Raw genomic sequence first — 24043 nt, 5'->3', positions numbered from 1 at the left:
CCAGCGCCCACCCCGGCTCGCTGCGCACTTTGCCGGACTATTGCAAACGCTACTGGATTTGAGCGCGAGGGGCTATCCCCTTGGAACCAGCCACCCGGGCGGCAATTTTCAACAATACTTGATTTTGTGATCATCACAAAACATAATTACGTGACAATCACAAAACAAACCACCACCATGCAAGCGCCTGAACCCCAAAAGCGAAAGCCCGGACGCCCTGCCAAGCTGGGGCAGGCCATGCCCGACAAGTTGCGGGCCGCCAATTACCGCAACCGGCGGCGCGAGGGTGCCAGCATGGCGCATGAAAACCTGAGCACTGCAAGCACCTCTGTGCTGTTAGCTGGGCTGGCACATCAAATCAAGGCCATGGGCGATGCAAAACACGCGGACACCGCCCGCGATATCGCGGCACGGATCATCAAAGAATTATGTGACCGTTATGAAATAAAGTTGCCACGAAACCCCGCAACAAGCCCAGCACGAAAAAAGAGCGGGGTAGGCCAATGAAGGCGCACCACCTCGACCTGCTGCACGTCGCCCGGCCTAGGTTGGCGGCCAGTGCCAGCGCCAGCGACTGATTTAACGCGAAGCCCTGGCGCGGTTTGACCGGGGTAAAAAAGGCGGTGCCGGTGTGTGCGGTAACACAGCCAGCATCTGACCAAAGTTGAAAGCGAGTTCAAACATGGCTGCCGACGCTATAACCCCCATGCAGAATAAACCCAGAAAACCTGGACGAACTCCAAGGCGGGCTTCGCAAAGAGAAGTAATCAGCATTGATGCTGCCAACATGTGTCTAAAAAAACTGATGACGGAACAATGTGCATCTTCTGGATACATGACGGTGTACCGTGGGACACGGCAAGAATTGATGCTGGCTGGCATACCTGATGAGGCATTCCCCACAACCAAAGCGAAAAAGACTTTTCAAATCCAGACCATCAATGTTTGCTGTACTGGCAATAGAGAGATTCTGAAAGGTTCTATGCTCCAAACTGGAGCTATTTTCGAGTTGGAGATTGATTGGGGTTTCATCAGGCCATACATGCAAGGCACGCATCCTGCGCTTGTTGAGCTTGCGAGGATGATGACGAAAGACCTGTGGGCTTGGACTAAGGATGGCGGCCTAGAAGGACCATTTGTTCGCCTAGCGGCTGATCCGAGGGCGACAGATTACAAGCCATTGGCCAGAGATAGGCGCTTTCAGATGACACCTGAATTTCACCAAAAATTGGAAACCGCGTATCAGGGCATTTTTGACGTGATTTACACCCACGGCGAAATCATGGAGGTGCACACGCATGCATCGGCTAAATCCACCGCAAAGCCCACACTGACGCTTGTTTCTGCATAGCATCCATTTTTGCCACGCCTACCATGCTGAAGGTGAATTCACGAATGACTGCCAATGCCTTACCCGCTGCCAACGCGCCCAAATTTGAGCCGCCCGCGTTGGCTGACCCTGCTTTTTTTGCCTGGGCTATCCGCGTTGGGTTGCGCCTGGCGAACAAGCCGCCGGGTACGCCTGCTGGTGCTGTTGAACGGGCTATCCTCATGGAAGGCACGCCGTGCCCCGAGTGGGCTCAAGGGCTGGCCTTCTTGATGAGTATGGCAAACGCTCACAATCGCGAGACTAGAGGCGTTTGAATCAGTTTTGCCACGCCTAGCCCACGGCTGATCCCCAAGGGCGAAAAGCGGGAGTCCTTCACCCGCCTGGCGCTGGCTCCCTTTGAAGGCCGCACCTGAAGGGGTGGCGATGTTTGTTAGACCGGATTGGAAAGACATAAAGTCATATCGCGAAAGCCTGACTTTGGATTTGCATGGCGGTATCGCTTGGGAATTTATCCGGAGAAATCCCGATTATCAAACTGATGTTGATTCATACCTTGCTGAGATTCTGGCGTTTTGTCGTAAACATCCGGAAGAATTTGTTAACTTGCTGGATGATGGTGAAATACCAACTTGGTTCTGGTCAGTAGTCGGTTTTTTCGAATTCGGGCAGCCTGATAGATTTGGTTTTTGGTCGAAGTTGTTCAGAGAAAAGTGGGGCTTGAATTGCCCGATTTGTACTGAGCAAGACTGGCATGGCGAGGGCATAGTTTTGTCCGCATTTGATGAGCCGAAAACCTTTGAACGCGTCGAATTTCACCGAGTTAAAGGGCCTCGCGTCTTGATACCAGTCGACCTCTCCGAGCCGTTGGAAGTGGTGCTAAAAAAGGCTGAGAATCACATCCGCTATCTACGCGGCATGGGTATCGAGCTTGGAACTGTTGACCCTGCCACGAACCGGGTGTTATCAAAGGCTGTTTACATCGAATACCTGCGAATCCTCGACGGCATTGCAGCGGGTGAATCCATTCAAAACATCGGTGAAGTTCTTTCACCAGGTGCAGCAAATACGCCAGAAGAAAAGCAGCGAGACAAGCGAATCAGGGCCGCATACAAGGCGGCGCTAAAGATGCAGGACGGCGGGTATCGTGTCCTGATGTACTGACAACCAAGCCAGACCAAAATAGAGGCCCCTGTCAATTTTGACCGGGGCTTTTGTTTTTTCTGGCTGTTTTGTAGCTGCGCTTCGATGATTGAACGACCACAACCAAATGAGGCGTTCAATGCATCCAAACCCACCCCACACCACCACACCGCACACCCACGGAACCCAGCCCACACCCAACACATCCCGTGCATCCCTGACCCCTGCACACCCTGACCGCCTGATTCGCCTACCAACGGTTTGCGAGTTGACCGCTTTGGGCAAATCGAGCGTTTACAGCATCCCTGATTTTCCGAAGCGTGTCACCCTGTCACGCCGCGCTGTGGGCTGGCGTTTGTCCGAGGTTTTGGCATGGATCGAAAGCCGTTCAGCCGTGGGGGTCAAGTCATGAGTTTTGGCCCCGAATACTTCAAAGCCCAAGCCTTAAAGTCGTCTGAAAACCACCTCAAAAGGGCCGCGACCTTTGTCGCCTTGAACATCAAAAACCCGTTGTTTCAGCGGCGCATGGGCAAGGGCAGTGCATCGGTTTTTGTGCGTCTGGAATGGCCCGGCGTGTTGTCAGTGGTTGACCCTGACACGGGCGAACTTTTGGCACAGTCCGCACCGGGGCGGCCCGATGTTTTGCGGCCCGGCTTTATGCCCCCTGTGCCTGCCCTGGGTGCTGCTGGTGGCCACTCACAAGGCGGGCACGATGGACAGCCTGCACTCTGACACCCGCCCGGCCCAAGCGGCCCGAGTGGCTGATTTTCTGGAGCTGCACCCCAACAGCACCGCCAAACAGATTGACGCCGCATGTGATACGGGTTGCATCACAAAAGTGCTTTCAGACATGCCCCGCTTGGGGTACGGCCTGGGCAAGGACTGGCAGCGTGTGACCTGTGCCAACGGCCAGCGCACGCGAGAGGTGCGCACCTATGTGTTGCTGTACCGCCCAACAGCCCAGCCCGACCTATTCCCCAATCCATGAAAACCAACATTACCCCCGACCTGATCCGGGCCGCCCTGCAACACATCCCCGCGAACCTGCCCCGCGACGAATGGGCACGCGTGGGCATGGCCATCAAAAGCGAATTCCCAGATGAAACAGGCCGCGACCTGTTCACCGACTGGAGCGCCACAGCGGACGGCTTTGACCTCAAGGCCGCCCGGTCCACCTGGCAGAGCATCAAGCCCGGCGGCGGTGTGGCCATTGGCACATTGCTGCACCTGGCCAAACAAAACGGCTTTACCCTGCCCAAGCCCGACCAGGCGCCAGCCCAGCCCGACCCCGCCACGGTGGCACGCCTGGCCAGCGAGCGGGCTGCCAAACAACAAGCCGACCAAGCCCAGCAGCAGGCCGCCCACGAACACGCTGCCAGTGAGGCTGCGCTACTGTGGGAACAGGCCAGCGAGACAGGCGAAAGCACTTACCTGACCCGCAAGGGTGTGCAAGCCCACGGCCTGCGCTTTGCGCCTGAGGGCTGGCTGCTGGTGCCCTTGCGTGACAGTGCGGGCAAGCTGTGGAACCTGCAACGCATTGCACCCGCCCGCCCGGCGGGCGGTGGCACTGACAAACTGTTTTTGAAGGGTGGGCGCAAGTCCGGCCTGTTTCACTGGTGCGGCGATCCGACCGGGGCCGCTGCGCTGCTGGTGGCTGAAGGCTATGCCACCGCCGCCAGTTTGCACGCATGCACGGGCCGCCCCTGCGCTGTGGCGTTTGACGCGGGCAATTTGCCAGCAGTGGCCAAAGCGCTGCACCAGGCACACCCGGCGGCGCTGATCGTGATCTGTGGTGATGATGATGCCGCCACCCAAGCCCGCACCGGGCGCAACCCTGGCCGCGAGAAAGCCACAGCGGCCGCCCGTGCTGTGGCTGGCCTGGCGGTGTTTCCTGAGCCGCTGCCTGATGGTTCCAGCGACTTCAACGACTTGCACCAGGCCGCCGGTTATGACGCGGTGGCTTTGATCGTGAGCCAGGCGATTGACTACTTTGAGCCGCCCCAGCAGCAGGCCAAAACGCCCGTACAGTCAACGACCGCGCCCAAGCCTGCCAACGGTGCCCAGCGCAGCCAAGACAAGCCCAACGGGGCCAATGCTGGCCCCGGTGCCACCCCTGGCGATACCGAGCGGGTTTATGACCCCTTCGTCATTGATGAAACGGGCGTGTGGTTCTGTGGTGCTGACCAGGACGGCAAACGCAAGCCGCCCGAATGGATCTGCAGCCCCTTGACGGTAGAGGCTTTCACCCGCGACCAAGACGGCGGCGGCTGGGGCTACTACCTGGCGTTTGCTGATCCATTGGGCGTGCAGAAGCACTGGGCCATGCCCGCCCGCATGTTGTCTGCTGACGGTGGCGAATACCGCGCCACGCTGTTGAATATGGGTTTGCGCATTGGCACTACACCCCGCGCCCGTAACCTGTTGACCCAGTACCTGCAGAGCCGCCAGCCTGAAGAATTCGCCAGCTGTACCGACCGCATCGGCTGGCACGGTGCCGCCTTTGTGCTGCCCCGTGAAACAGTCACCAGTGGCACGGATGCCGAGCGCATTGTTTTCCAGTCAGACGCCCCGATTGAAAACACCTTCAAAGCCAAGGGCCCGCCCGAGCAATGGCGCGACAAGGTGGGGGCGCTGTGCGCTGGCAATTCCCGGCTGGTGTTTGCCGTAGCCTGCGCTTTTGCTGGGCCGCTGTTGCGCCCGGCGGGTATGGAGTCGGGCGGGTTCCACTACCGGGGCGACAGCTCCAGCGGAAAAACCACCGCCTTGAAGCTGGCCGCCAGCGTGTACGGCGGTGCCAACTACCTGCAACGCTGGCGAGCCACTGACAACGCCCTGGAGGCCATAGCCGCCCAACACTGTGACGGCCTGCTGATCCTGGATGAACTGGCACAGATCGACCCCAAGACGGCGGGCGAATGCGCCTACATGCTGGCCAACGAATCGGGCAAGGCCCGTGCTACCCGCACCGGCACACCCCGCGCCCGCCAGGCCTGGCGGTTGTTGTTCCTGTCCGCTGGTGAGTTGGGCCTGGCCGACCACATGGCAGAGGGCCAAAAGCGAACCCGCGTGGGGCAGGAAGTGCGCATGGTCGACATTGCCGCCGATGCAGGCGCTGGCCTGGGTGCGTTCGAGCAACTGCACAGCATGGCAGGCGGCGCCGCCTTTGCCAAACACATCACCGGGCAGGCCCAAAGCGTTTACGGCGCCCCGGGCCGTGCCTGGCTGCAATGGCTGGTGGACCATGCCGACACCCTCAAGGCCAGCATTCGCACCGCATCCAACACCCTGGCGGCGGCCATGATGCCAGCCAACGCCAGCGGGCAAGTGGAACGCGTGGGGGCACGCTTTGCGCTGGTGGGGGCAGCCGGTGAGCTGGCCACGGCGGCGGGGCTGACTGGCTGGCCAGCCGGTGAGAGCGAACGGGCCGCCCGTGCCTGCTTTGAATCCTGGCTATTGGGCCGGGGTGGCAGTGGTAACGGTGAGATCGTGGCCATGTTGCGACAGGTGCGCCGCTTTCTGGAAACGCACGGTGAGGGCCGCTTTGCCATGTGGCACCGGGGCAGCGATGACCACGCCCCCAAGACCCTGCAGCGTGCCGGTGTGCGGCGCATGTTGGACGCCGATGGCAACCCCATCAAGACCGACAGCGACCATCAGCGAGAGTACGGCGAACGGATGCCACCTGCCCTGGGTGAAGGCGTGTCGTTTGAATACTTCATCCTTGCTGAAAGCTTCAGGGGTGAGGTGTGCCAAGGCTTCGACTACAAGGCCGTTTCCCGCGTGCTGCTGGATAACGGCTGCCTGGCACCCGACAAGGGCCGGGCGTTTGACTGCAAGGCCCGCCTTCCTGGGCTGGGCAATTCCTGGTGCTACCGGGTGACACCCGCAATCTTTGAGCTTGATCTGTGAGCCGCAACAGCCCCGCGTGAGCGGGTGCCGGGCCGCCCAAAGGGGGCGGGCGGGTGAGCTTCCTCCGCGCTACAAAAGCCGCTGCGATGTAGGCACCAGGCACCAAACCAACAAGCCACCGGACGTTAACGGACGTTCACAGCCTCGACTGCCCCCAGTGCCCCCACTCAAAAACGATCTGCCCCCACTTGGTTCGGGGGCAGATTTATTCAATGGTGACAACGACTTACAAGTGTTCTTGTTGTTTGCCCCCAGTGCCCCCACTTTTTTAGGTCGACACCCCGAAGAAAGACCAGCCCAAAGCCTGGCCAAATCAGCTTGGCGGGTGGGGGTGGGTGGCCGCTTGCGGCATCACCTCGACATGTTGCGCACCGCTTGGTGTGAGCTGGTGGCCAGCACCGCGACCACCTGGCACCGTGACACCGATGCGCCCAGCGCTGGCGCACCAACTGCCACAGACTGACCGCCCGGCCCGACGCGGCACACGCCTGCACGGTGGCGCCAGCCTGCCACGGTGCGCAGCGCCTGGGCTGATCTGGGCCGCGTGTGGGTGGCCGGGGGGTGGTCAAAAGTCTGGGCGACATAGGCCCTAGACCGATCGGTTACTTTTGTGCGCAACGCCGCGTAATGGGCAGGGGGAGGGGTTCGCCCTGCTGCCTTGGTGGCTGGTGATCCAGTCCAAGGGGTGGGGCGGGTCAAAAGTCCAGCGATTGCCCGCCGGAAACCGACCGGTTAGGATGATTTTTATGGAAACACGAAACTACCCCCTGGGGGTTAGATAGCCTGTCTGGCTGCAAATAATTGGTTTATGCCCCCGAGCTTGGCAGCAAATGCCCCCTGATCTGGGGGCATTTGTGCGTGCATCCCCGAATAATTCATGCTCTGCCCAGCGAAAACGCCCAAGGCGAAACCCTGGGAAAGCCCGTCACACCATCCCGCCTATGGGCATCTTTTGATGCATATGCCCCCATTTTATGAAAACATGCCCCCGAATGTGCCCCCGCATTTGGTTGGAACGTGGCAAACTATGACGGACGCTAGCGAACGACAAAAACGGGTTTTCATAGGGAAAAAGAAAAAATCCGGACGGCTTCAAACCGTTCCGGCTTCAAATATGGTCCCGCCAGCAGGAATCGAACCTGCATCTAGCACTTAGGAGGCACTCGTTCTATCCATTGAACTATGGCGAGGGACGAGGGATTGTAAAGGCCGCTGGTGGGGCAATTGGCAGGGCAACTGGTGGGGCAATTGGCAGGGCAACTGGTGGGCGTTGGCTCAGTCGTAACTTCGTGTCCAGATCAGGTCGACCGCACTTTGTTCCCCGGTCTGGGCACGCAGCGTCAGGTAGCGGCTCAGGTCGTAGAAGATGTAGAACACACCCATGGCGCCACCCAGGCTGCTCTCGTAGGCCACATAAAAGTCCTGCGACAGGCGTTTGCCCAGGGTGATCGATGCGGCACTGGCGGTGTTGTTGCTGTTGCTGCTCTCGCTGGCACCACGAAAACTCAGCTCGTCCAGGCCCAGTGCCTGGGTCAGTTGGTCAGACAGGCTTTTGCCGTTGCCACCCAGCAGCGCCAATGCAGCCTGCTGCATCAGTGCGGCCTCGGCACCACCGGCACTGCCGGAGCGGCCCAGCACCAGCCAGGTCAGGGTTTCCACATCGGGCAGGCTGGGGTCGGAGTACAGCGACACCACGGGCGACTGTGCGGTGCCGCTCACCTGCACCCCCACACGCTGGCTGAGTTTGGGCCGGATCGCCAGAATCGCGAGCGCCGGGTTGTCGATTGGGCCGTAGAAGTGGATCAGGCCGCGCTCGATTTGCAGGCGTTGGCCATAGGCCTGGTAGGTGCCGTTCACCGTGCGGATCTGCCCCATCAGCGCTGGTGTGGCCGCGCCCACGGCGCTGAGTTCCAGCTTGCCGACCAGGCGCGCCTGCAGCCCACGCCCGCGCAGCTGGAAGTCTGGCCCCAGGTCGAGTTTGACCAACACATCAGGCGTGATCTGCACCCCGGTCGGGCTGCTGCTGGCGGGGACCGTTGGGGTGCTGCCGGGTTTGGGCTGGCTGCGCACCTTCACATCCTCGTCCAGCGTGGGCGTGCTGTCGTCGGGCAGGGTGATCAGCGCGCTGTCGGCGCTGAGGTTGCCACGCAGGGAGAGTTTGGCGTCCTTCAGTTCGGCCTGTAACTGGCCCGAGGCCACCAGCCGCCGGTCCGGGCGGGTGCTCAGGCGCAGCGCGCTGAGCTGGCCCTGCAGCGCCATTTGGACACGCTGGCGAATATTGGCTTGGCCCGCCTCGGGCAACCAGATCACGGAGCCGGTGATGCTCAGTTGCCCACCTGCTGCCGCGTTCTGCGGTGTGCCCGCACCCCGCAGCGTGAAGCTCTGGATGTCGAGTTGCTGGCCGTGTAAGCGTGCGTCGAGGGTGCCCTGGCTGAAGTCGATGCCGTCCACCGCCGAGCGCACCGCCAGGTCACGCGCGCGCAGCGTGCCTTCCCACTGCGGTTGGCTGCGGGTGCCTTTCAGGTCGATGTGGCTGTCCACCGTGCCTCGCAGGCGCCAGCCCGGTGGCGCCAGGGCCGACCAGGCGTCCACCGGGGGCAGCTGCAGCTGCACACTGCCACCCAGCGGTGCGTCCTGCGGCCAGCGCCAGCCACTGTGGTCGTTTTTAACCCGGGTGCTGAACGCGGCCAGGGCCTTGCCCGCACGTTGGCTGTCCCAGCGCAAGGAGCCTGACAGTGCCTCACCATCCAGGTTGACCTGCAACCAAGCCTCTTGCATGCCCGCAGGCAGGGGTGTGGAGCGCCCGGCATCGGCCTGCAGGCGCACATCCCCCGCGCTGCGTGCCAGGGTGGCGCTCAGGTGCAGGCTGTCGGTTTGTGCGGCGTCCCAGCTGCCCGAGAGCAGCAGGTCGCTGCTGATGCCCAGCTCGGCCATCGGCTGGGCCGTGAAAGCGTCCAGCCAGGCCAGTGGCAGGCCGTCGATGCGACCCTGGCTGCGCCATTGCGCCAGCCGTTGGCCACCTTTGGCTGGGTTCACAGGTTGGGACCATTGGAGTGGCTGCCAGCTGATGCCACCGGTGCCGGGCACGGGCCCGAGCAGGCGCACAGCACCACCTGACACCGTGAGGGTGTTGGAGTTGGCGCCTGGCACCCAGCGCAGCGTGACCGCTTGTGCGGGACTGCGGCTGCTGACCGCGTCGTTGCCAGTCCCCAGCTGCAAGCGCCAGGGTTGAGACTGCCCGGGCTGCAGCAGGCTCAGCGCCAGCTGTTGCAGGCTAGCCTGCCAGCTGGCGTCTTTGGCGCGCCCACCAGTGGCTTGGAGCTGCCAGCGGGTTTGTTGTGTGCCCCGTGTGAGCTGGCCCTGGCTGCTGAGTTGTAAATTGCTGACCGGGCCGGACAGGTCCAGCTGGCCATCGCGCAGCTGCAATGGCAGCCTGGCGGTGGCCGCAGGGGGGATCCAGTCGAGTTCGGGCGCACGCAGGCTGGTAGTGATCACCATCGCTTGGGCACCTTGCTGCCAGCCGCCTTGCCAGCGGGTCGACAGCGCGGCGGTGCCACGCAGCTGGTTGCCGTTGAGCAGTGTCCTGATTTGCGGGACATGCGCCAGCCACTGGCTGGCCTGGGCCGCGTCCTGCACCTGAATCGATAGTGTTCCAAGCCCGTCTGACGGGGCCATCTGGCCATTGACCTCTGCTTTTAAGCCCGGCAGCTGCAGGCTCAGCTGGCCCTGGCTGGCCAGGCTGCTGGTGTTGAGCTTGAGCTGGCCCTGCAACTTGGCGGCTTGGGCGTCGAGCTGCAGGCTGTTCAGGGTCAGCAGCGGCGCGGCCCAGCTGCCCTGGGCCGTGAGCTGGCGCAACTGCAGGTTGCTCAGCAGGTCGTTGGAGGCTTTGGCTGTTGATGTCGTGCGTTGGGCGCTGGACTGCAACGCGGCCTCAAACACAAAGGCGGTGTCGGGGGCCGGGCTGGTGCTGCCTGGGGATGGGGGCTGTTTGGCAAGGGTCTGGCGTGCACTGATGTTGCCGGTGATCACGTCCGGCATCAGCCTGGAGTCGATGGCCGCCGGGTTGATGCCTTGCAGCTGGATCTGACCACGCCACAGGCCGGTGCTGTCACCCACCTTGGCGTCGATGTCACCCTGGCCCTGGATGTGACCACCTGCACCCTGCGCCTGCAGGGACTGCAGCAGCCAGTGGCCGCCGCTGTAGGCCAGCTCGGCCTGGAGTTGTTGTAATGGCAGGCGTTGCTGGTCCCACGGACCACTCAAGCTATTTTTCAGTGTCACACCGGCCAGCCAGCCTGCACCTTGGGGCTGCACCTGGGCCTGGCCGCTCAGGCCGGTTTGGGGGGCTTGTGGCCACAGGCTGGCCAGGTTCAGGGCTTGCCACTGGCCTTGTGCTTTGAGAATGCTTTGCGCCTGCCAGGGGGCAATCTGCGCCGACAGGCTGGCTTGCATCTCGGCGGTTTTGTCCCCTTTGCCTGGCAGAGGGGAACTGCTGGCGGGTTGGAGGTCGGCTTGTAATGTCAGCTCGGCCTGCGGCCCGGCCAAGTTGCCAAGCAGCGTGGCCTGGGCTCGCAGTGGCAACGGCTCGGCGCGGCCCGGCACGCTCGCTGCCACCGTGGCCCCGGCCTGCACGTCCAATGCCATCGGGCCGCTGGCTTGTAACTGGCCTGAAAACTGGACATTATTCGATAAAAACTGCCCCTGGCCCTTATCTATCTTGTGCTGCTTGTTATCAAAAACATAGTGTGCTGCGAGCTTGTCCACCCGCTGGGTGCTGACACCCACCCACTCCAGCACATCCACCTGCAGCTGCGCATCCACCTGGAACGGCAGGCCCAGATCGGTCGGTGGGGTGCTGGGTGCGGCGGGTGTGGGGGCGCGCTGGTCCTGGATAGTCAGCTGCCCGATGCGCAGCTGGCTCAGGCGCAACTCACGTTGCAGCAGTGCAACCGGCTCCCAGGCCAGATCCACATCCTGCGCCACCACACTCAGATCACCCTGCTGCCAGCGCAACCAGCCTATGTGCCCGCCAAAACGCACCGAGCCACGGACGTCCCGGGTCTCCAGCGTTTGCCCGGTGGGCAACAGCCGCTGCACCTGCTGCAGCGCCGCCGCCAGCGAGGCGTCTGACCCAGACCAGAACCATAACCCTGCCAGCAAGCCCAGCGTGGCCAACAACAGGCCAGCCAGTGTCCACACACTGCGGCGCAACGCGCGCTTCAAAACACAAACCCCACGTTGAGGTGCAGCCGCCATTTTTGCAGCGCCACACCGTAAGCCAGGTCAATCTGCAGCGGGCCTACCGGCGTTTTCCAGCGTACACCACCCCCCACACCGACCTGGGCATCCAGGCGGGCCGCTTTGTTGGCCACCGATCCGGCGTCGACAAACAGCGCGCCCTCCCAGTCGGTCAAACGCCCGTTGTGGGTGATGGGCCGCTGCCACTCCACCGTGCCGGTGGCCAGGTAACGCCCGGCATTCACCGTGCCATCGGCCTCGGTGATGCCAATGCTGCGCAGCGCGTAACCGCGCACACTGCTGGCGCCACCGGCCAGGAACAGCAGGGTCGAGGGCAGGCTGGTGCCGTCCTTGACCACCACCGCACCGAGCTGGGCGCGCAGCGCCAGCCGCCCGGCACGCAGGTCGGTGAGGCCGCTGTCGTCGGCGCGCGTCAGCGGCACATAGGCCTGCCAGCGTGCCAACACCCTGCCAAAAGGAATGTGTTCATTGCCCAGGGTGGTGCCACCGCCCACCTCCAGCCCCAGCGCCCAGCCGCTGGTCGGGAACGGCAGGGCGTCAAATTCACGCAGGGTGAAGGCGTAGTTGGCACTGAGCGACTCGGCCTGGTTCGATGGGGTGTTGTCCTTGCTGATGCTGTCGGCGCGGTTGTATTCGAGGTAGTAGCTGCGGTCGATGCGCTCCTGCTCTTTGCTGGCACCGGCGCGCCAGCGCTGGCTGCTCACCTCGGTGCTGCCACTGGTCTCGTTTTGCAACAGCACCGAGGTGTTCCAGCGCCAACCTGCCTCGTTGGGGGGCGCGGTCAGCTCGGTGCTCAGCGACTGGGTGTCTTGGTCAAGCGAGAGTTTGCTGAGCGCGCGCCAGCCCAGGCCGGGCAGCATCTGGTGTAAGTGTTCGGCGCTGAAACGGGCGCCGCTGTCGCTGCTGGCGCCCACACCAATCGTGACTTTTTGCAGCGGGGCTTCGCGCAGCGTCACCAGCACGGGGGCGGCTTGTGGGTCGGCTGCGCTGGTGTCCAGCCGGATGAACGCGGTGTTGAAGTAGCCACTGCGGGTCAGGCGCTGCTGGGCAGCCACCAGCTCTTTGAGGTCGTAGTCGCTGCCCTCGGGCAGGCGTGCCAGCCGGCGCACCAGCTCGGTGTCATACCGGTTGAGGCCGGTGGGGATCATCGCGCCCAGGCGAAAGGCGGGGCCGGAGTCGAGTGTGAGGGTCAATGTGGCGCTGTGGGTTTCGGGGTCCACATCGGCCTCGGACACACTGACGGTGCCGGTGGGGTAGCGCTGGCTGCTGAGTTGCTGGAGCGCCTGCTGTTTGGCCGCACTCCAGGCGGCCTGGGTGAAGCGGTTGCCTGCGGGCAGCAGCCACGTGCCGGTGATCAGCGCCCGTTGTGCCGCGTCTTCTGGGTCGGTGGTGATCGGGCCGCTGAACTGCATCCGAACCTGGCTGACCTGCACCGGCTCACCGGGCACCACCACCATCTGCACCTCTCGGGTGGCGCTGGTTTGTGCCTCACCGCTTCGGCTGACGGTGACCAGCGGTGAGAAATAACCCTGGGTGGCAAGCAACTGGTTGGCATCGAGCTTGGCCATGTCGAGCAGGCGGTCCAGCTCGTCGTTGCTGAGGTCGCTCAGGCTGCGATAGCGTTGCAACTCCAGGTGCCGCTCCAGCAGGGTTTTGATGTCATCGGGGGCGCTGATGGTCAGTGTGAAAGCGGGTGTGGCGCTGCTGTCATCCATGGCAGCGGGGCTGCTGGCCGCGCTGTCATGCAGGGTGGCCATGACCTCGGGTGGTGTGGCGGGCGCCGCACCATCGGGATCTGGCAGGGTTTGGGCAGCCACCAGCAGCGGGGCCAGCCACAGCACGGCCCCAAACCCAAGGGCTCTTTGGTACCAGCGTGTGCTCATTGGCTGAGCAATCGCATGGCCTCTTCCAGACCCTTGAGGGTCATCGGGAACATGCGCCCACCCATCAGTTGCTGCACGATGCTGATGCTCTGGCGGTACTGCCAGACGCCTTGCGGCTCGGGGTTGATCCAGGCGAACTGTGGGTAAGCGTGGGTGAGTCGGCCCAGCCATTCGGCACCGGCTTCTTCGTTGCCGTACTCCACACTGCCGCCGGGTTGCAAAATTTCATACGGGCTCATGGTGGCGTCACCGATGAAGATCAGTTTGTAGTCCTTGTTGTACTTGCGCACGATGTCCCAGGTCGGGAACTTCTCGGCAAAGCGGCGGCGATTGTTCTTCCAGACAAAGTCGTAAACACAGTTGTGGAAGTAATAAAACTCCAGGTGTTTGAACTCAGTCTTGGCCGCAGAAAACAGCTCCTCGACCCGCGCGATGTGTTCGTCCATGGTGCCGCCCACGTCCATCAGCAGCAGCACCTTGACGTTGTTGTGGCGCTCTGGGCGCATCTTGATGTCCAGGTAACCGGCGTTGGTGGCGGTGCTGCGAATGGTGTTGTCCAGGTCCAGCTCTTCCACATGGCCCTCGCGCGCGAACTTGCGCAGGCGGCGCAGCGCGACCTTGATGTTGCGGGTGCCGAGTTCCTGGGTGTCGTCATAGTCGCGGTAGGCGCGTTGCTCCCAAACCTTGACCGCACTCTTATTCTGACCCGGCCCGCCAATACGAATGCCCTTGGGGTTGTAACCACCGTGTCCAAAAGGTGAGGTGCCGCCGGTGCCAATCCACTTGCTGCCACCTTCGTGGCGCTCTTTTTGTTCTTCGAGGCGTTTTTTGAGCGTTTCCATCAACTCGTCCCAACCCATGGCCTCGATGGCGGCTTTCTGCTCGGGCGTCAGGTGGATATCCAACGTCTTTTTGAGCCAGTCAAGCGGGATGTCTTGGGTAATGTCGGTGATCAGCTCGACGCCGTGGAAGTAGGCGGCAAACGCCTTGTCGAACTTGTCGTAATGTTTTTCGTCCTTGACCAAGGTGGCGCGGCTCAAAAAGTAGAAGTCCTCGATCTTGTAGCCTTGCGGCGCATCACCTGTCTCGTCATCCTCAGCCTGCGGCGTTTTGGGCCCGACCACCCCGAGCTTGAGCGCCTCCAGCAGGGTCAGGAATTCCTTGACCGAGACCGGTAACTTGGCGGCACGAAGGGTGTAGAAGAAGTCGATCAGCATGGGGCAGCTTCGGAAGAATTGAGGTCTGCTTGCGATTTTGCAAACTTCCGGCCAAAGACCTCGGGTGAAAGCTCTTTCTCAAGCTGAGTACGCAAATGCCCTTGGGGTAAGTGTTTCAGAAGCCCATATTTTGCTGCCAGCGGGATCATTTTCTCCCCTTCATCGTCCAGCCACATGTTGAAGGCAAGCAACAGCAATTCGTTTCGGTTGAGTTGGGCTCGAAGAATTTTGACGTGACGGTAGTGCTGTTCTCCCAACAAGGATTCTGAGTCCATCAGCAATCGGTAGATGACGCGCAAGTAATGATCAAAAGTCCCGGTGGATGTCTCTTGTTGCCACGTTTGTTCAAGCGTAGTCCTATCGATGGTTCGCTCCCCCGTTGGGGTAGGCCATTTGGCATCAAGTCCATGACGGCTAAATTTCCTCAGGTCGTCCGGCATCCTGTTTCTAAACCACGCATTAAGGGCAGCTTTACCTTGAAACTGAGCTTCTGGGCGGTCGGTTCTACCTGGTAGCGACACTCCGATTGAGTCGATCGTGCGTTGATAGATATTAAGCAAATCAAAAAATCGCTGTTCTCTGCGCTGCTGCTCTGCTGTCTTTCCCTGCTCCTCAACAGCCTTTCGTGTCTCCAACAGTTCCGTCTTTTGCAGTTTCCATACCTGCATCGCCACCATCAGCGTGAACAATGAAATGAGTGGGTTGAGTAATCCACCGATGTAGTCACCAAATGTTCCCCAGGCTGCCGGGTTTTCACCCGCTGGCAGCGCCTTGAACGTGAATGCGTAGCCAATGATCAACAGCAGCGCTAAAACGCCCGCAATCACTGGTAGCCGATGCAGCCAGGTTGCTTCACCGAGCGAGGCACTGTGGTTCTCTGACGTTTGCTTCATGGCGAGATCCAGTCCTCGACTTTCAGGCCTTTAACACGCTTGAACTCTCGCGTGTTGCGTGTCACCAGAACCAGACCGTGGGCTGTTGCCTGGGCGGCGAGCCACAGGTCATTGGGGCCAATGGGGGTGCCTTTGGCCCGCAAGTCGGCGCGGATGGCGCCGTAGCTGATGCTCACCTCGGCATCCAGCGGCAAGACGCCGAAAAAGTCCATCAGCCGCTGGGCGCGTTTTTCGCGCAGAGCCGATACCGGCGCGTGGGCCACCCCATAAAAGTACTCGCCCGTGGTGATCACCGACAACACGGCTTCACCTTTGGTCAGGGTTTGCATACGCACATTCAGCGCCTCGTCCTGGCCCTTGACCATCAGCGAGAACACATCGGTATCGAGCAGGTAACTCGGTGTCATGCTGTGCCGGATTTGCGCGCTGTGGTGCTGGTGCGGCGGCGCGCCGGGGCAGCAGGTGGCTCATCCAGCGCCAACAGGTCGTCCAGATGACCCATGGCCTGATCCAGCGCAAGGCCTTCAGCGGCGCTCAGGGGCGCGAGGTCGGCCAGTGCTTCGGCCGCGGTGGTTGGCAGAGGGCGCAGCACGATGGCATTGCCCTCCCGGAATATTTCCACGCGCTTGGTGTGTAACTGGAACTCCTTGGGAATACGAATGGCCTGGCTGTTGCCGGACTGAAACACCGTTGTTTCCACAAGGCTGCGTTTTGGAATGGCTTTGCTGGGTAAACGAGCGTTCATGAGCACCTCCTTGTGTATATTGTGAGTGTATATACGCTGAGTTGCCGTGTCCAGATCAGGCGCGCGGTTTGTCCAGCGAATACAGCAACTGCGCTTTGACCTCGGGCCATTCCCCGCTGCGCAGGCTGTACATCACGGTGTCGCGGATGCTGCCATCGCGGCGCAGGGCGTGGCCACGGATCACGCCGTCTTTTTTGGCGCCCAGGCGCTCAATGGCAGCTTGACTGGCAAAGTTGAAATTGTCTGTGCGCCAGCCCACCACATGGCAGCCGAGCACCTCAAACGCATGGGTCAGCAACAGCAGCTTGGCGGTGGTGTTGACGTGGGTGCGCTGCACACTTTTGGCGTACCAGGTGTAGCCAATCTCCACGCGTTTCACGGCGGGCAGGATGTCGTGGTAGCTGCTGCTGCCCAGCACCTTACCCGTTGCAGTTTCAGTCACGACAAACGCAAAGCGGTTGCCCGCTTCACGCATGGCCAAAGCGTCTTCGATGTATTTGCGGGTGTGCTCGGGTTCGGGCACCGAGGTGACGCGGATGTTCCAGAGTTCACCATCGGCAGCGGCGGCACGCACGCCATTTTCGTGGTCCAGACTCAGGGGCAGCAGGGTGATGCCACGGGCGCTCAGGGAAACGGGTTCAACAAAAGACATTCAACCACTCCAAATAAAACAGGTAGTCACAAAAACAAAGTCCGCCTGACCAGAATCTCCGCGCGGGAGTCAGTGGGGGTGGCCCCCGATTTCTGGTACCCCAGTATGAGGGGGATGCCCCCACTGGCTCTCGCGTAGCGAAAACCTCTCATGCCTGAGTCCAGGATGTCAAACCTGACTCTTCGTCAACACCGGCATGTTTCAAATCACCTCACCGGTTGCGCTGCTGCATAAACACCAGCTTCTCAAACAACGTCACGTCCTGCTCATTTTTCAGCAGCGCCCCCACCAACGGCGGCACCGCGACCTTGTCGCCCTCGGTGTGCAGCACAGACGCGGGAATATCCTGCGCCATCAACAATTTGAGCCAGTCCAGCAGTTCGCTGGTGGACGGCTTTTTCTTCAAGCCGGGCAGGTTGCGGATGTCAAAAAAGGTTTTCATCGCCGCCTGCAACAACTCGGCCTTGAGGCCCGGAAAGTGCACATCCACAATCTGTTGCATCGTGGCCGCATCGGGGAACTTGATGTAGTGGAAGAAACAACGGCGCAGGAACGCATCGGGCAACTCCTTTTCGTTGTTGGAGGTGATGAACACCAGCGGCCGGTGTTTGGCACGGATCAGCTCACGTGTCTCGTAGCAGTAGAACTCCATGCGGTCGATCTCGCGTAACAAATCGTTCGGGAACTCGATGTCGGCCTTGTCGATTTCATCAATCAGCAGGGCCACTGGCTGGTCCGCCGTGAAGGCCTGCCACAACACCCCTTTGAGGATGTAGTTGTGGATGTTTTTAACGCGTTCGCCGCCTTCCACATCGGCGAGCTGGCTATCGCGCAGGCGGCTCACCGCGTCGTACTCGTACAGACCCTGCTGCGCCTTGGTGGTGCTTTTGATGTGCCATTGCAGCAATGGCAGGTTCAGCGCGCTGGCCACTTCCTCGGCCAGCATGGTTTTGCCGGTGCCGGGTTCGCCCTTGACCAGCAACGGGCGCTGCAGGGTGATGGCGGCATTCACCGACAGCATCAGGTCAGTCGTGGCGACGTAGTTTTGGGTGCCTTGGAATTTCATGGTGGTGTGGTCTGTGGACAGAGGTGTTGAAGCTTAGCGCGGGTTTTAGTCTTGCGTGGCGCGCCGTTGTACATTGGCAATGTAGGCATTGCCGTCGGGCGGGCGACCGGCGCGCTGGCTCTCCCATAACATCTGGCCCAGGCACTCCATCACCTCGTGGTGGGCGTCGTGCAGGGAGTCAAGCCGGGCCGTCAACAGCTCCACCGCCTGGCGGATACCACGTGGCTGGTCGATGCTGCACTGCTCGGTGATTGACAAGTGCATGGACAGGTGCAAAAACGGGTTGCTTTTGCCGTCCTCTGGCACCGCCATGCTGGCCAATGCGGCGGCCTCGTCGGCCAGTTCGGCGTGGTACTCGGGGTGCTCGTTGATCCACAACGACGCTATGGTCTCAATAGCTTCCATCGCTTGCCCTGCCTTGGCTTTGGCGTAAACAGAGCAAAAAAAATGGCGGACATCGGCTTGCGAGGGATTAAACATAAACAGCTTGAAAAAATATAAAAGACGTCCAGCTCAACCCAGCCAGACCGGAAGGCGCCATTGGCGCCATAGGGACAGGCCGCGCAGGCCAGCGGTAACCAGCAGGCAGGTGAGCAAGGCCAGCCAGCCCGGTGCGCCCAGTTCCCACACGCCCAGGTAGGCCCAGCCACCGACAAAAGCACACACCGCATAGGGCTGGTGGTCGCGGAAGGTGGTCGGGATTTCGTTACAGACGATATCGCGCAGCACCCCGCCAAACACACCGGTGATCACCCCCATCAGCACCACCACCAGGGCGGGCATATTGGCCCCCAGTGCCTGGTCCACACCGGTGGCGGCGAACAGGCCCAGGCCCAGCGCATCGGGGATGGCGATGGTTTTCTGGGTGACCTCAATGTGTTGGCTGCGCATAAAAAGCATAGACAACAAACAGATCAGCATCACCCCCCACAACATTTCGACGTGCCGTACCCAGAAAAACGGGCGCTGGTCGAGCAACAGATCGCGCAGCGTGCCGCCACCAAACGCGGCCAGAAAACCGACCACAAAGATGCCTACAGCGTCGAGTTTTTTGCGGGCGCCTTCCAAAACCCCGGACAATGCGAACGCGGCGGTTCCCGCCAGTTCGACCAGCAGTCGGAGTGTTTCGCCCCATTGTTGAATGTGTTGCATGCCTGAATTGTCGCGTTATGCCTTTGTTAGATGTTTTTCCCCTGATCACTGATCCTTATTTCTACCTGGTGGCCGTCCCGGCGGTGTTGCTGATGGGCCTGAGCAAAAGCGGTTTTGGCGCCGGTTTTGGTTCGCTGGCGGTGCCGATGATGGCACTGGCAGTCACGGTGCCGCAGGCAGCAGCCATTTTGATGCCGGTGCTGCTGGTGATGGACATCTTGGGCATGGCGGCTTTTCGCAAAGACTTTGACCTGAAGCTGCTGCGTTTTCTGCTGCCCTGGGGGCTGGTCGGCATTGTGGTGGGCACCTTGCTGTTCAAGTTGCTCAACGCCCATGTGGTGGCCGGCTTGGTGGGTGCTTTCACGCTGCTGTTTCTGGCGCAACGCCTGTTGTTTCCCCCCAAGCCCAACAGCCCGCCGCCACCCAAGTGGCTGGGTGCGATATTGACGACCGCCTCGGGGTTCACCAGTTTCATCGCCCATGCGGGCGGACCACCGATCAACGCTTATGTGATCCCGATGCGCCTGTCACCCGTGCGTTTTACCGCGACGATGGCGTTTTTCTTCTTTGTGATCAACCTGTCCAAGTGGATTCCGTATGCCTGGCTGGGCCTGCTGGACTGGCGCAACATGGCGACCTCGCTGGTGCTGCTGCCGATTGCGCCGATTGGGGTCTGGGTGGGTGTCTGGCTGGCACGGCGCATCAGCCAGCGGCTGTTTTATGGCTGCCTCTACGCAGGCATGCTGCTGACCGGGCTCAAGCTTCTTTGGGATGCGTTTGCTTGAGGTGTTGGGAAAGTCGCTTTGTTGCAGCCAGATATGCTGCTTAAAGAGTAGCTATCAGCCCTTGATATATAAGGGCTAGAGGCCAATGTCTTGTATAAGACCGCTTAGTGGCCTTCGGCCAGCAAGTCGTCTGAACCCGGCTGGGTGGGCACCGCAAACTGCTCGCTGGCCCAGGCGCCCAGGTCAATCTGTTTGCAGCGCTCGCTGCAAAACGGTCGAAAGCGGTTGCTGGCGGCATACAGGCTGGGGCCGCCACACTGCGGGCAGCTGACCCATTTTTCCGGGATCTCAGGGGGGGGGCTGGCGGCGCTCATGAACACAGCGCCAGTTCAAACGACACATCCTCGTTGACCAGGTGTGGGCGCTGGTCGTCACCGAGCTGCATCAGCCGCACCGACACCATCAGGCGGTTGCCGCTGATCTCTGGCGTCAGGTCTTGTGTTGCATCCAGCGCCAAGCGCAGCAGCAGGAAGGTGCGGCCCTGCGGCAGGTTTTGCTGGAACTGGCCACCGTTGGCCATGACTTTTTGCGGGGTACCCGAGTCGCGCAGCAGCTTGAGCAGCAGCTGCACCGCGTTGGACAAAGCGGTGAGTGTGCCAATCCACTGCAGCAGGTCGGCCTGGCGGATGGCGCCACTCTTGTGCTGCCAGGCGTAGTACGAGGGCAGATCAAACTCGCAGGTGCCGCCGGGAATGCTGATGCGGCTGCGGATGCTCATCAGCCAGTCGTTTTCGGTCAAGGGCTGGCCGGACTTGCCTTGCTGGTTGTTCAGTGCGGCGTAACACAACTCGATGTCGGCGATGACCTTGTCCAGCACTGACTCGGCAATGGCCGGGTTGCCGCGGTAGGCCTCGAGCAGGTGTTTTTGTTTGTCCAGGTCTTTGAGCAGATCGGTCTTGAGGTCGGCACGGGCCGCCACGTCCATGATCTCGAACAGGGTGACCAGCGCAAAGTGGTGGTCCAGCGCGTCCACCCGTGTCACCAGCTGTTGCAGGCGCAAGAAGAGGTGTTCCAGCCGCAGATAGGTGCGGATGCGTTCGTGCAGGGGGTATTCGTAAAGGATCACGCTAATGGGGGCCTACAGTGGTGTTTGCCAATGATAGCCCGAAGGTAGCCGCCAATGCCGCCACTTGGGTGCGCAAATCCGTCAGGCTGATGCCGTCATTCCAGATCACCGCGTCGGCCGCCTGCAGCCGCCGCAGCCGGGGTGACTGGGCTTGCATGATGGCTTGCACTGCCTCCGGGTCAAGTTGGCTGCGTGCTACCACACGGCTGATCTGGGTGGGTTCGCTGCAGTCCACCACCAGCACCTGGTCGACCCGGCTGCGCCAGTGGGGCGACTCCACCAGCAGCGGCACATCAAACACCAGGCATCGGTGACCTGCCGCCACGGCGGTCTCGGTCTGGCGCCGGGTTTCCTGGCCCACCAGCGGGTGGACAATGGCCTCCAGCCGCTGCCGTGCGCTGGCATCGGCAAAAACCAGGCTGCGCATTTGTTGGCGGTCCAAAGCGCCGTCTGGCGTGATCATCTTGTTACCAAAAGTTGCACGTAGGGGCTCAATGGCAGGGCCGCCTGCCGCAGTGACCGAACGGGCAATGGCATCTGCGTCAATGACCGCCGCGCCCAGCTCCGCCAGACAAGCAGCCACCGTGCTTTTGCCGCTGCCAATGCCACCGGTGAGCCCCAAACGGACCACACGCGCCATGGGTCAGAAACCCACCGCGTTCAATATCGCCTGCGGGCCAAACACCAGAGCGGTCAGACCGGCGCCCGCCAGAAACGGGCCAAACGGGATGTAACCACCCTCGCGCAGCCCGCTGGTGAATTTCATGAGGATGCCAATGACCGCGCCAATGACCGAGGCCATCAGGATGATCGGTATCAGCGCCTGCCAGCCAAACCAGGCGCCCAGCGCGGCAAATAACTTGAAGTCGCCAAAACCCATGCCTTCCTTGCCGGTGGCCAGCTTAAACGCCTGGTACACCAGCCACAACGACAAATAACCCGCCACCGCACCCCACAGCGACTCGGTCAGGGGGATGGCTGTCCAGCTCAGCGTGGTGGCAATCAACCCGGCCCAGACCAGGGGCAGGGTGATGTTGTCGGGCAGCAAGGTGGTGTCCCAGTCGATCATGCCCAGGCAGACCAGGGCCGCCGCAAAGCCGCTCCAGGCCAGTGCGGTGGCGGTCAGGCCCCAGCGCCAGGCACAATAGAAAAACAGCGCACCGGTCACCAGCTCCACCAGCGGGTAACGCACACTGATGGCGGTGCCGCAATGCCGACACTTGCCCCGCAGCACCAGGTAACTCAGCACCGGGATGTTCTCAAACCAGGACAAGGTGTGGCTGCACTTCTGGCAGCGCGAGCGCGGCAACATCAGGTTGAAGGGCTCGGTGGCGGGTTGTGCCTGGCCGCTCAGGTCGGCACACTCGGCCTTCCATTGCGCTTCCAGCATTACCGGCAGGCGGTAGATCACCACATTGAGAAAACTGCCCAGCAGCAGCCCCAGCAGACCCATCAGGCTGGCGTCCAGTCCTTGAGACACATGGAGGAAATCGCCCATCATTGCGTTACACCCGATAAATTCATAAAGCCCTGTTGTTTCTGATCAAAAGACGGCTGTTGAACCCGCCACATGTGTCTGTCTTGTCGCTAAAGATTTTGCCAAGCGGTCCCCGGCAAATGGTTGGCCGCGATCTTACGATGCTGACAAGCCACTGCGCTCACAGCCGCCTCGGAAAAGACAGGCATGGGTGAACCGCAGGCGCTGAAATACAGGGTGAATGCCAACTTGTTGGGGTTTCTGTGCTGCCCTTTGCTTCACAACAAGCCCAGGTCGCGCGCACTGGCACCCGGAAACACCTGGGCCAGCTGGGTCTGGCTCAGACCGAACTGGCGTTGGAACAAGCCACCTAGGGTGTCCCGGTAGTTATTGAGCACCGGCAGATCACGGTCCTGGAACAGCGTGGTCCGCTCTACCGCGATCTGCTCCCCAACCACCCGGCCACCACGCACGCTGCCACCCATGACCCACAACACGCTGCCATGCCCGTGGTCGGTGCCCCGGCTGCCGTTTTGGCGCAGGGTGCGGCCAAACTCGCTCACCACCACCACCACGGTGTCTTTCCAGGCACGGCCCAGCTCCTGGGGCAGCGCCGCCAGGCCCTGGCCCAACTCGTTTAGACGGTTGGCCAGATAGCCGGTGGCACCACCTTGGCCAACATGGGTGTCCCAGCCCCCCACGTCCACAAAACCCAGCCGGTAGCTGTCTTTCATGAGTTTGCCGATGCGCCGGGCCTCCAGCTCGAAGCCTTTGGCGCTGATCGACTGGCGGCTGGCGGCATCCATCTCGGTTGCCAGCTCCCGCATCAGCTCCTGGCGCATCACAAACCCTTCCTGCACGACCGAGGCCAGCCGGGTGCCGCTGTACATGCTGGCAATGATGTCGCTCTGGCGCACATCGATGGCGGGTTTGGCCAGTGTGCTCAGGGCGGTGTTGGGCACCTGGGCCGGGCCTTTGAAGATGCTGGGCAGCTGGTTGGTGAACGCCATCGGTGCCGAGCCTGTCAACACAGTGCTGAGGCGGTTCAAAAAGCCGGAGCTGTAGTCCTTGTGGCCCACCAGCGGCTGGCCCAGCTCGATGCTTTCCTGGGTTTCAAAATGGCTGCGGCTGATGTCGTCGGTGCCGAAAAACGGCACAAAGGCCAGCTCACCGCGCTGGTACAGCGGGTAGAGGCTGTCGCGCAGAGCCGGGTGCAAACCCCAGTCGGTCGTCATCGGCAGACTGGATGCGAGGTCGGCCGAGGGGCGTGCCAGCGCGATGTCGGGTCGCGACTCGTAGTAGAAGTTGCTCGAGATCGGCACCAGCAGGCTGGCCGCGTCATACGCCCCCCGCAAAAAAACAAAGAGCAAACGTGCGGGGCTGTTGGCTGCCGCATACAAACGGGTGGGTCCCGACACGAGGGGCCAGGCCAGGGCCGAGCTGAGGAAGTGGCGACGGTGCATGGTGGT

General features: G+C 61.4%; 24 protein-coding genes and 1 tRNA gene. 9 read left to right on the top strand and 16 right to left on the bottom strand.

Annotation, left to right across the window (positions count from 1 at the left end; genetic code table 11):
- The first annotated feature begins 126 nt into the window (after positions 1 to 126).
- The 8 genes from RF819_RS21365 to RF819_RS19515 all read left to right on the top strand — a co-directional run bounded on the left by RF819_RS21365 (position 127) and on the right by RF819_RS19515 (position 6842).
- Positions 127 to 507, top strand: a complete 381-nt coding sequence (locus tag RF819_RS21365; RefSeq protein ID WP_078366498.1) for a hypothetical protein — start codon at positions 127 to 129, stop codon at positions 505 to 507.
- A gap of 175 nt (positions 508 to 682) precedes the next feature.
- Positions 683 to 1351, top strand: coding sequence for a hypothetical protein (locus tag RF819_RS19550; protein ID WP_143541775.1), 669 nt, complete (start codon positions 683 to 685; stop codon positions 1349 to 1351).
- A gap of 375 nt (positions 1352 to 1726) precedes the next feature.
- Positions 1727 to 2491 (top strand): transcriptional regulator domain-containing protein, encoded by a 765-nt coding sequence (locus tag RF819_RS19540; RefSeq protein WP_143541774.1) that lies wholly within the window; start codon positions 1727 to 1729, stop codon positions 2489 to 2491.
- A 106-nt stretch (positions 2492 to 2597) separates the two neighbouring features.
- Complete coding sequence (locus RF819_RS19535) at positions 2598 to 2882, top strand: helix-turn-helix transcriptional regulator (RefSeq protein ID WP_342351597.1); 285 nt, start codon at positions 2598 to 2600, stop codon at positions 2880 to 2882.
- Positions 2843 to 3202 (top strand): hypothetical protein, encoded by a 360-nt coding sequence (locus RF819_RS19530; RefSeq protein ID WP_169906413.1) that lies wholly within the window; start codon positions 2843 to 2845, stop codon positions 3200 to 3202. Before RF819_RS19535 ends, RF819_RS19530 begins: the two co-directional genes overlap by 40 nt.
- Positions 3183 to 3458, top strand: coding sequence for a hypothetical protein (locus RF819_RS19525; protein WP_078366493.1), 276 nt, complete (start codon positions 3183 to 3185; stop codon positions 3456 to 3458). The genes RF819_RS19530 and RF819_RS19525 overlap by 20 nt, the downstream gene beginning before the upstream one ends.
- Positions 3455 to 6379, top strand: a complete 2925-nt coding sequence (locus RF819_RS19520; RefSeq protein ID WP_078366492.1) for a DUF927 domain-containing protein — start codon at positions 3455 to 3457, stop codon at positions 6377 to 6379. The genes RF819_RS19525 and RF819_RS19520 overlap by 4 nt, the downstream gene beginning before the upstream one ends.
- A 157-nt stretch (positions 6380 to 6536) precedes the next feature.
- The gene (locus RF819_RS19515) at positions 6537 to 6842 is read left to right on the top strand and encodes a hypothetical protein (protein ID WP_143541717.1); all 306 of its coding nucleotides are present in this window, start codon (positions 6537 to 6539) and stop codon (positions 6840 to 6842) included.
- A gap of 652 nt (positions 6843 to 7494) precedes the next feature.
- Here RF819_RS19515 and RF819_RS19510 read toward each other — a convergent pair.
- The 11 genes from RF819_RS19510 to RF819_RS19460 form a co-directional block, all read right to left on the bottom strand.
- Positions 7495 to 7569, bottom strand: a tRNA-Arg gene (locus tag RF819_RS19510).
- A gap of 85 nt (positions 7570 to 7654) precedes the next feature.
- Positions 7655 to 11635 carry a translocation/assembly module TamB domain-containing protein gene (locus RF819_RS19505; RefSeq protein ID WP_143541773.1) on the bottom strand — a complete coding sequence of 1327 codons (3981 nt, stop codon included), beginning with the start codon at positions 11633 to 11635 and terminating at the stop codon, positions 7655 to 7657.
- Positions 11599 to 13521 carry an autotransporter assembly complex protein TamA gene (locus RF819_RS19500; protein WP_078366490.1) on the bottom strand — a complete coding sequence of 641 codons (1923 nt, stop codon included), beginning with the start codon at positions 13519 to 13521 and terminating at the stop codon, positions 11599 to 11601. The genes RF819_RS19505 and RF819_RS19500 overlap by 37 nt, the downstream gene beginning before the upstream one ends.
- Positions 13518 to 14738: a vWA domain-containing protein gene (locus RF819_RS19495; RefSeq protein ID WP_078366489.1), complete on the bottom strand. Its 1221-nt coding sequence runs from the start codon at positions 14736 to 14738 to the stop codon at positions 13518 to 13520. Before RF819_RS19495 ends, RF819_RS19500 begins: the two co-directional genes overlap by 4 nt.
- Complete coding sequence (locus RF819_RS19490; RefSeq protein ID WP_078366488.1) at positions 14732 to 15631, bottom strand: putative phage abortive infection protein; 900 nt, start codon at positions 15629 to 15631, stop codon at positions 14732 to 14734. Before RF819_RS19490 ends, RF819_RS19495 begins: the two co-directional genes overlap by 7 nt.
- Complete coding sequence (locus RF819_RS19485) at positions 15628 to 16038, bottom strand: type II toxin-antitoxin system VapC family toxin (protein WP_078366487.1); 411 nt, start codon at positions 16036 to 16038, stop codon at positions 15628 to 15630. Before RF819_RS19485 ends, RF819_RS19490 begins: the two co-directional genes overlap by 4 nt.
- Positions 16035 to 16376, bottom strand: a complete 342-nt coding sequence (locus RF819_RS19480) for an antitoxin (protein WP_078366486.1) — start codon at positions 16374 to 16376, stop codon at positions 16035 to 16037. Before RF819_RS19480 ends, RF819_RS19485 begins: the two co-directional genes overlap by 4 nt.
- Before the next feature lie 55 nt (positions 16377 to 16431).
- The gene (locus tag RF819_RS19475) at positions 16432 to 17028 is read right to left on the bottom strand and encodes a GNAT family N-acetyltransferase (protein WP_078366485.1); all 597 of its coding nucleotides are present in this window, start codon (positions 17026 to 17028) and stop codon (positions 16432 to 16434) included.
- A gap of 211 nt (positions 17029 to 17239) precedes the next feature.
- Positions 17240 to 18094 carry an AAA family ATPase gene (locus RF819_RS19470; protein ID WP_078366484.1) on the bottom strand — a complete coding sequence of 285 codons (855 nt, stop codon included), beginning with the start codon at positions 18092 to 18094 and terminating at the stop codon, positions 17240 to 17242.
- A gap of 45 nt (positions 18095 to 18139) precedes the next feature.
- A complete protein-coding gene (locus RF819_RS19465; RefSeq protein ID WP_078366483.1) occupies positions 18140 to 18574 on the bottom strand; it encodes a DUF1841 family protein in 435 nt (144 codons plus the stop codon).
- A 33-nt stretch (positions 18575 to 18607) separates the two neighbouring features.
- Entirely contained in the window at positions 18608 to 19246 is a 639-nt protein-coding gene (locus RF819_RS19460) for a trimeric intracellular cation channel family protein (RefSeq protein ID WP_078366482.1), read from the bottom strand.
- 17 nt (positions 19247 to 19263) lie between these two features.
- Here RF819_RS19460 and RF819_RS19455 point away from each other — a divergent pair, with 17 nt between their 5' ends.
- The gene (locus tag RF819_RS19455; protein ID WP_078366481.1) at positions 19264 to 20031 is read left to right on the top strand and encodes a sulfite exporter TauE/SafE family protein; all 768 of its coding nucleotides are present in this window, start codon (positions 19264 to 19266) and stop codon (positions 20029 to 20031) included.
- 104 nt (positions 20032 to 20135) lie between these two features.
- On the opposite strand, the gene RF819_RS19450 is transcribed toward RF819_RS19455, so the two are convergent.
- The 5 genes from RF819_RS19450 to RF819_RS19430 form a co-directional block, all read right to left on the bottom strand.
- Complete coding sequence (locus tag RF819_RS19450) at positions 20136 to 20345, bottom strand: DNA gyrase inhibitor YacG (protein ID WP_078366480.1); 210 nt, start codon at positions 20343 to 20345, stop codon at positions 20136 to 20138.
- On the bottom strand, positions 20342 to 21097 hold the full coding sequence (gene zapD / locus RF819_RS19445) for a cell division protein ZapD (protein WP_078366479.1): 756 nt from the start codon (positions 21095 to 21097) through the stop codon (positions 20342 to 20344). The genes RF819_RS19450 and zapD overlap by 4 nt, the downstream gene beginning before the upstream one ends.
- A 1-nt stretch (position 21098) precedes the next feature.
- The gene (coaE, locus tag RF819_RS19440) at positions 21099 to 21737 is read right to left on the bottom strand and encodes a dephospho-CoA kinase (RefSeq protein WP_078366478.1); all 639 of its coding nucleotides are present in this window, start codon (positions 21735 to 21737) and stop codon (positions 21099 to 21101) included.
- 3 nt (positions 21738 to 21740) lie between these two features.
- Positions 21741 to 22598, bottom strand: coding sequence for a prepilin peptidase (locus RF819_RS19435; RefSeq protein WP_200224244.1), 858 nt, complete (start codon positions 22596 to 22598; stop codon positions 21741 to 21743).
- 254 nt (positions 22599 to 22852) lie between these two features.
- Positions 22853 to 24037, bottom strand: a complete 1185-nt coding sequence (locus RF819_RS19430; protein WP_078366477.1) for a DUF1501 domain-containing protein — start codon at positions 24035 to 24037, stop codon at positions 22853 to 22855.
- Positions 24038 to 24043: the final 6 nt, after the last annotated feature.

The sequence above is a fragment of the Rhodoferax fermentans genome (assembly GCF_002017865.1).
Taxonomy (GTDB): Bacteria; Pseudomonadota; Gammaproteobacteria; order Burkholderiales; family Burkholderiaceae_C; genus Rhodoferax; species Rhodoferax fermentans.
The sequence above is the reverse complement of the archived record's forward strand: the minus strand, read 5'-3'. Positions and strand labels throughout refer to the sequence as shown.

What these genes read in the sequence shown, in the direction of transcription:
- RF819_RS19460 (WP_078366482.1), bottom strand. Translation starts at nt 19,246, where the DNA reads ATGCAACACATTCAACAATGGGGCGAAACACTCCGACTGCTGGTCGAA.
- RF819_RS19520 (WP_078366492.1), top strand. Translation starts at nt 3,455, where the DNA reads ATGAAAACCAACATTACCCCCGACCTGATCCGGGCCGCCCTGCAACAC.
- RF819_RS19470 (WP_078366484.1), bottom strand. Translation starts at nt 18,094, where the DNA reads ATGAAATTCCAAGGCACCCAAAACTACGTCGCCACGACTGACCTGATG.
- RF819_RS19480 (WP_078366486.1), bottom strand. Translation starts at nt 16,376, where the DNA reads ATGAACGCTCGTTTACCCAGCAAAGCCATTCCAAAACGCAGCCTTGTG.
- RF819_RS19535 (WP_342351597.1), top strand. Translation starts at nt 2,598, where the DNA reads ATGAGGCGTTCAATGCATCCAAACCCACCCCACACCACCACACCGCAC.
- RF819_RS19465 (WP_078366483.1), bottom strand. Translation starts at nt 18,574, where the DNA reads ATGTTTAATCCCTCGCAAGCCGATGTCCGCCATTTTTTTTGCTCTGTT.
- RF819_RS19550 (WP_143541775.1), top strand. Translation starts at nt 683, where the DNA reads ATGGCTGCCGACGCTATAACCCCCATGCAGAATAAACCCAGAAAACCT.
- RF819_RS19495 (WP_078366489.1), bottom strand. Translation starts at nt 14,738, where the DNA reads ATGCTGATCGACTTCTTCTACACCCTTCGTGCCGCCAAGTTACCGGTC.
- RF819_RS19500 (WP_078366490.1), bottom strand. Translation starts at nt 13,521, where the DNA reads ATGAGCACACGCTGGTACCAAAGAGCCCTTGGGTTTGGGGCCGTGCTG.
- coaE (WP_078366478.1), bottom strand. Translation starts at nt 21,737, where the DNA reads ATGGCGCGTGTGGTCCGTTTGGGGCTCACCGGTGGCATTGGCAGCGGC.
- RF819_RS19435 (WP_200224244.1), bottom strand. Translation starts at nt 22,598, where the DNA reads ATGATGGGCGATTTCCTCCATGTGTCTCAAGGACTGGACGCCAGCCTG.
- RF819_RS19490 (WP_078366488.1), bottom strand. Translation starts at nt 15,631, where the DNA reads ATGAAGCAAACGTCAGAGAACCACAGTGCCTCGCTCGGTGAAGCAACC.
- RF819_RS19430 (WP_078366477.1), bottom strand. Translation starts at nt 24,037, where the DNA reads ATGCACCGTCGCCACTTCCTCAGCTCGGCCCTGGCCTGGCCCCTCGTG.
- RF819_RS19455 (WP_078366481.1), top strand. Translation starts at nt 19,264, where the DNA reads ATGCCTTTGTTAGATGTTTTTCCCCTGATCACTGATCCTTATTTCTAC.
- RF819_RS19450 (WP_078366480.1), bottom strand. Translation starts at nt 20,345, where the DNA reads ATGAGCGCCGCCAGCCCCCCCCCTGAGATCCCGGAAAAATGGGTCAGC.
- RF819_RS19475 (WP_078366485.1), bottom strand. Translation starts at nt 17,028, where the DNA reads ATGTCTTTTGTTGAACCCGTTTCCCTGAGCGCCCGTGGCATCACCCTG.
- RF819_RS19525 (WP_078366493.1), top strand. Translation starts at nt 3,183, where the DNA reads ATGGACAGCCTGCACTCTGACACCCGCCCGGCCCAAGCGGCCCGAGTG.
- RF819_RS19505 (WP_143541773.1), bottom strand. Translation starts at nt 11,635, where the DNA reads ATGGCGGCTGCACCTCAACGTGGGGTTTGTGTTTTGAAGCGCGCGTTG.
- RF819_RS19485 (WP_078366487.1), bottom strand. Translation starts at nt 16,038, where the DNA reads ATGACACCGAGTTACCTGCTCGATACCGATGTGTTCTCGCTGATGGTC.
- RF819_RS19530 (WP_169906413.1), top strand. Translation starts at nt 2,843, where the DNA reads ATGGATCGAAAGCCGTTCAGCCGTGGGGGTCAAGTCATGAGTTTTGGC.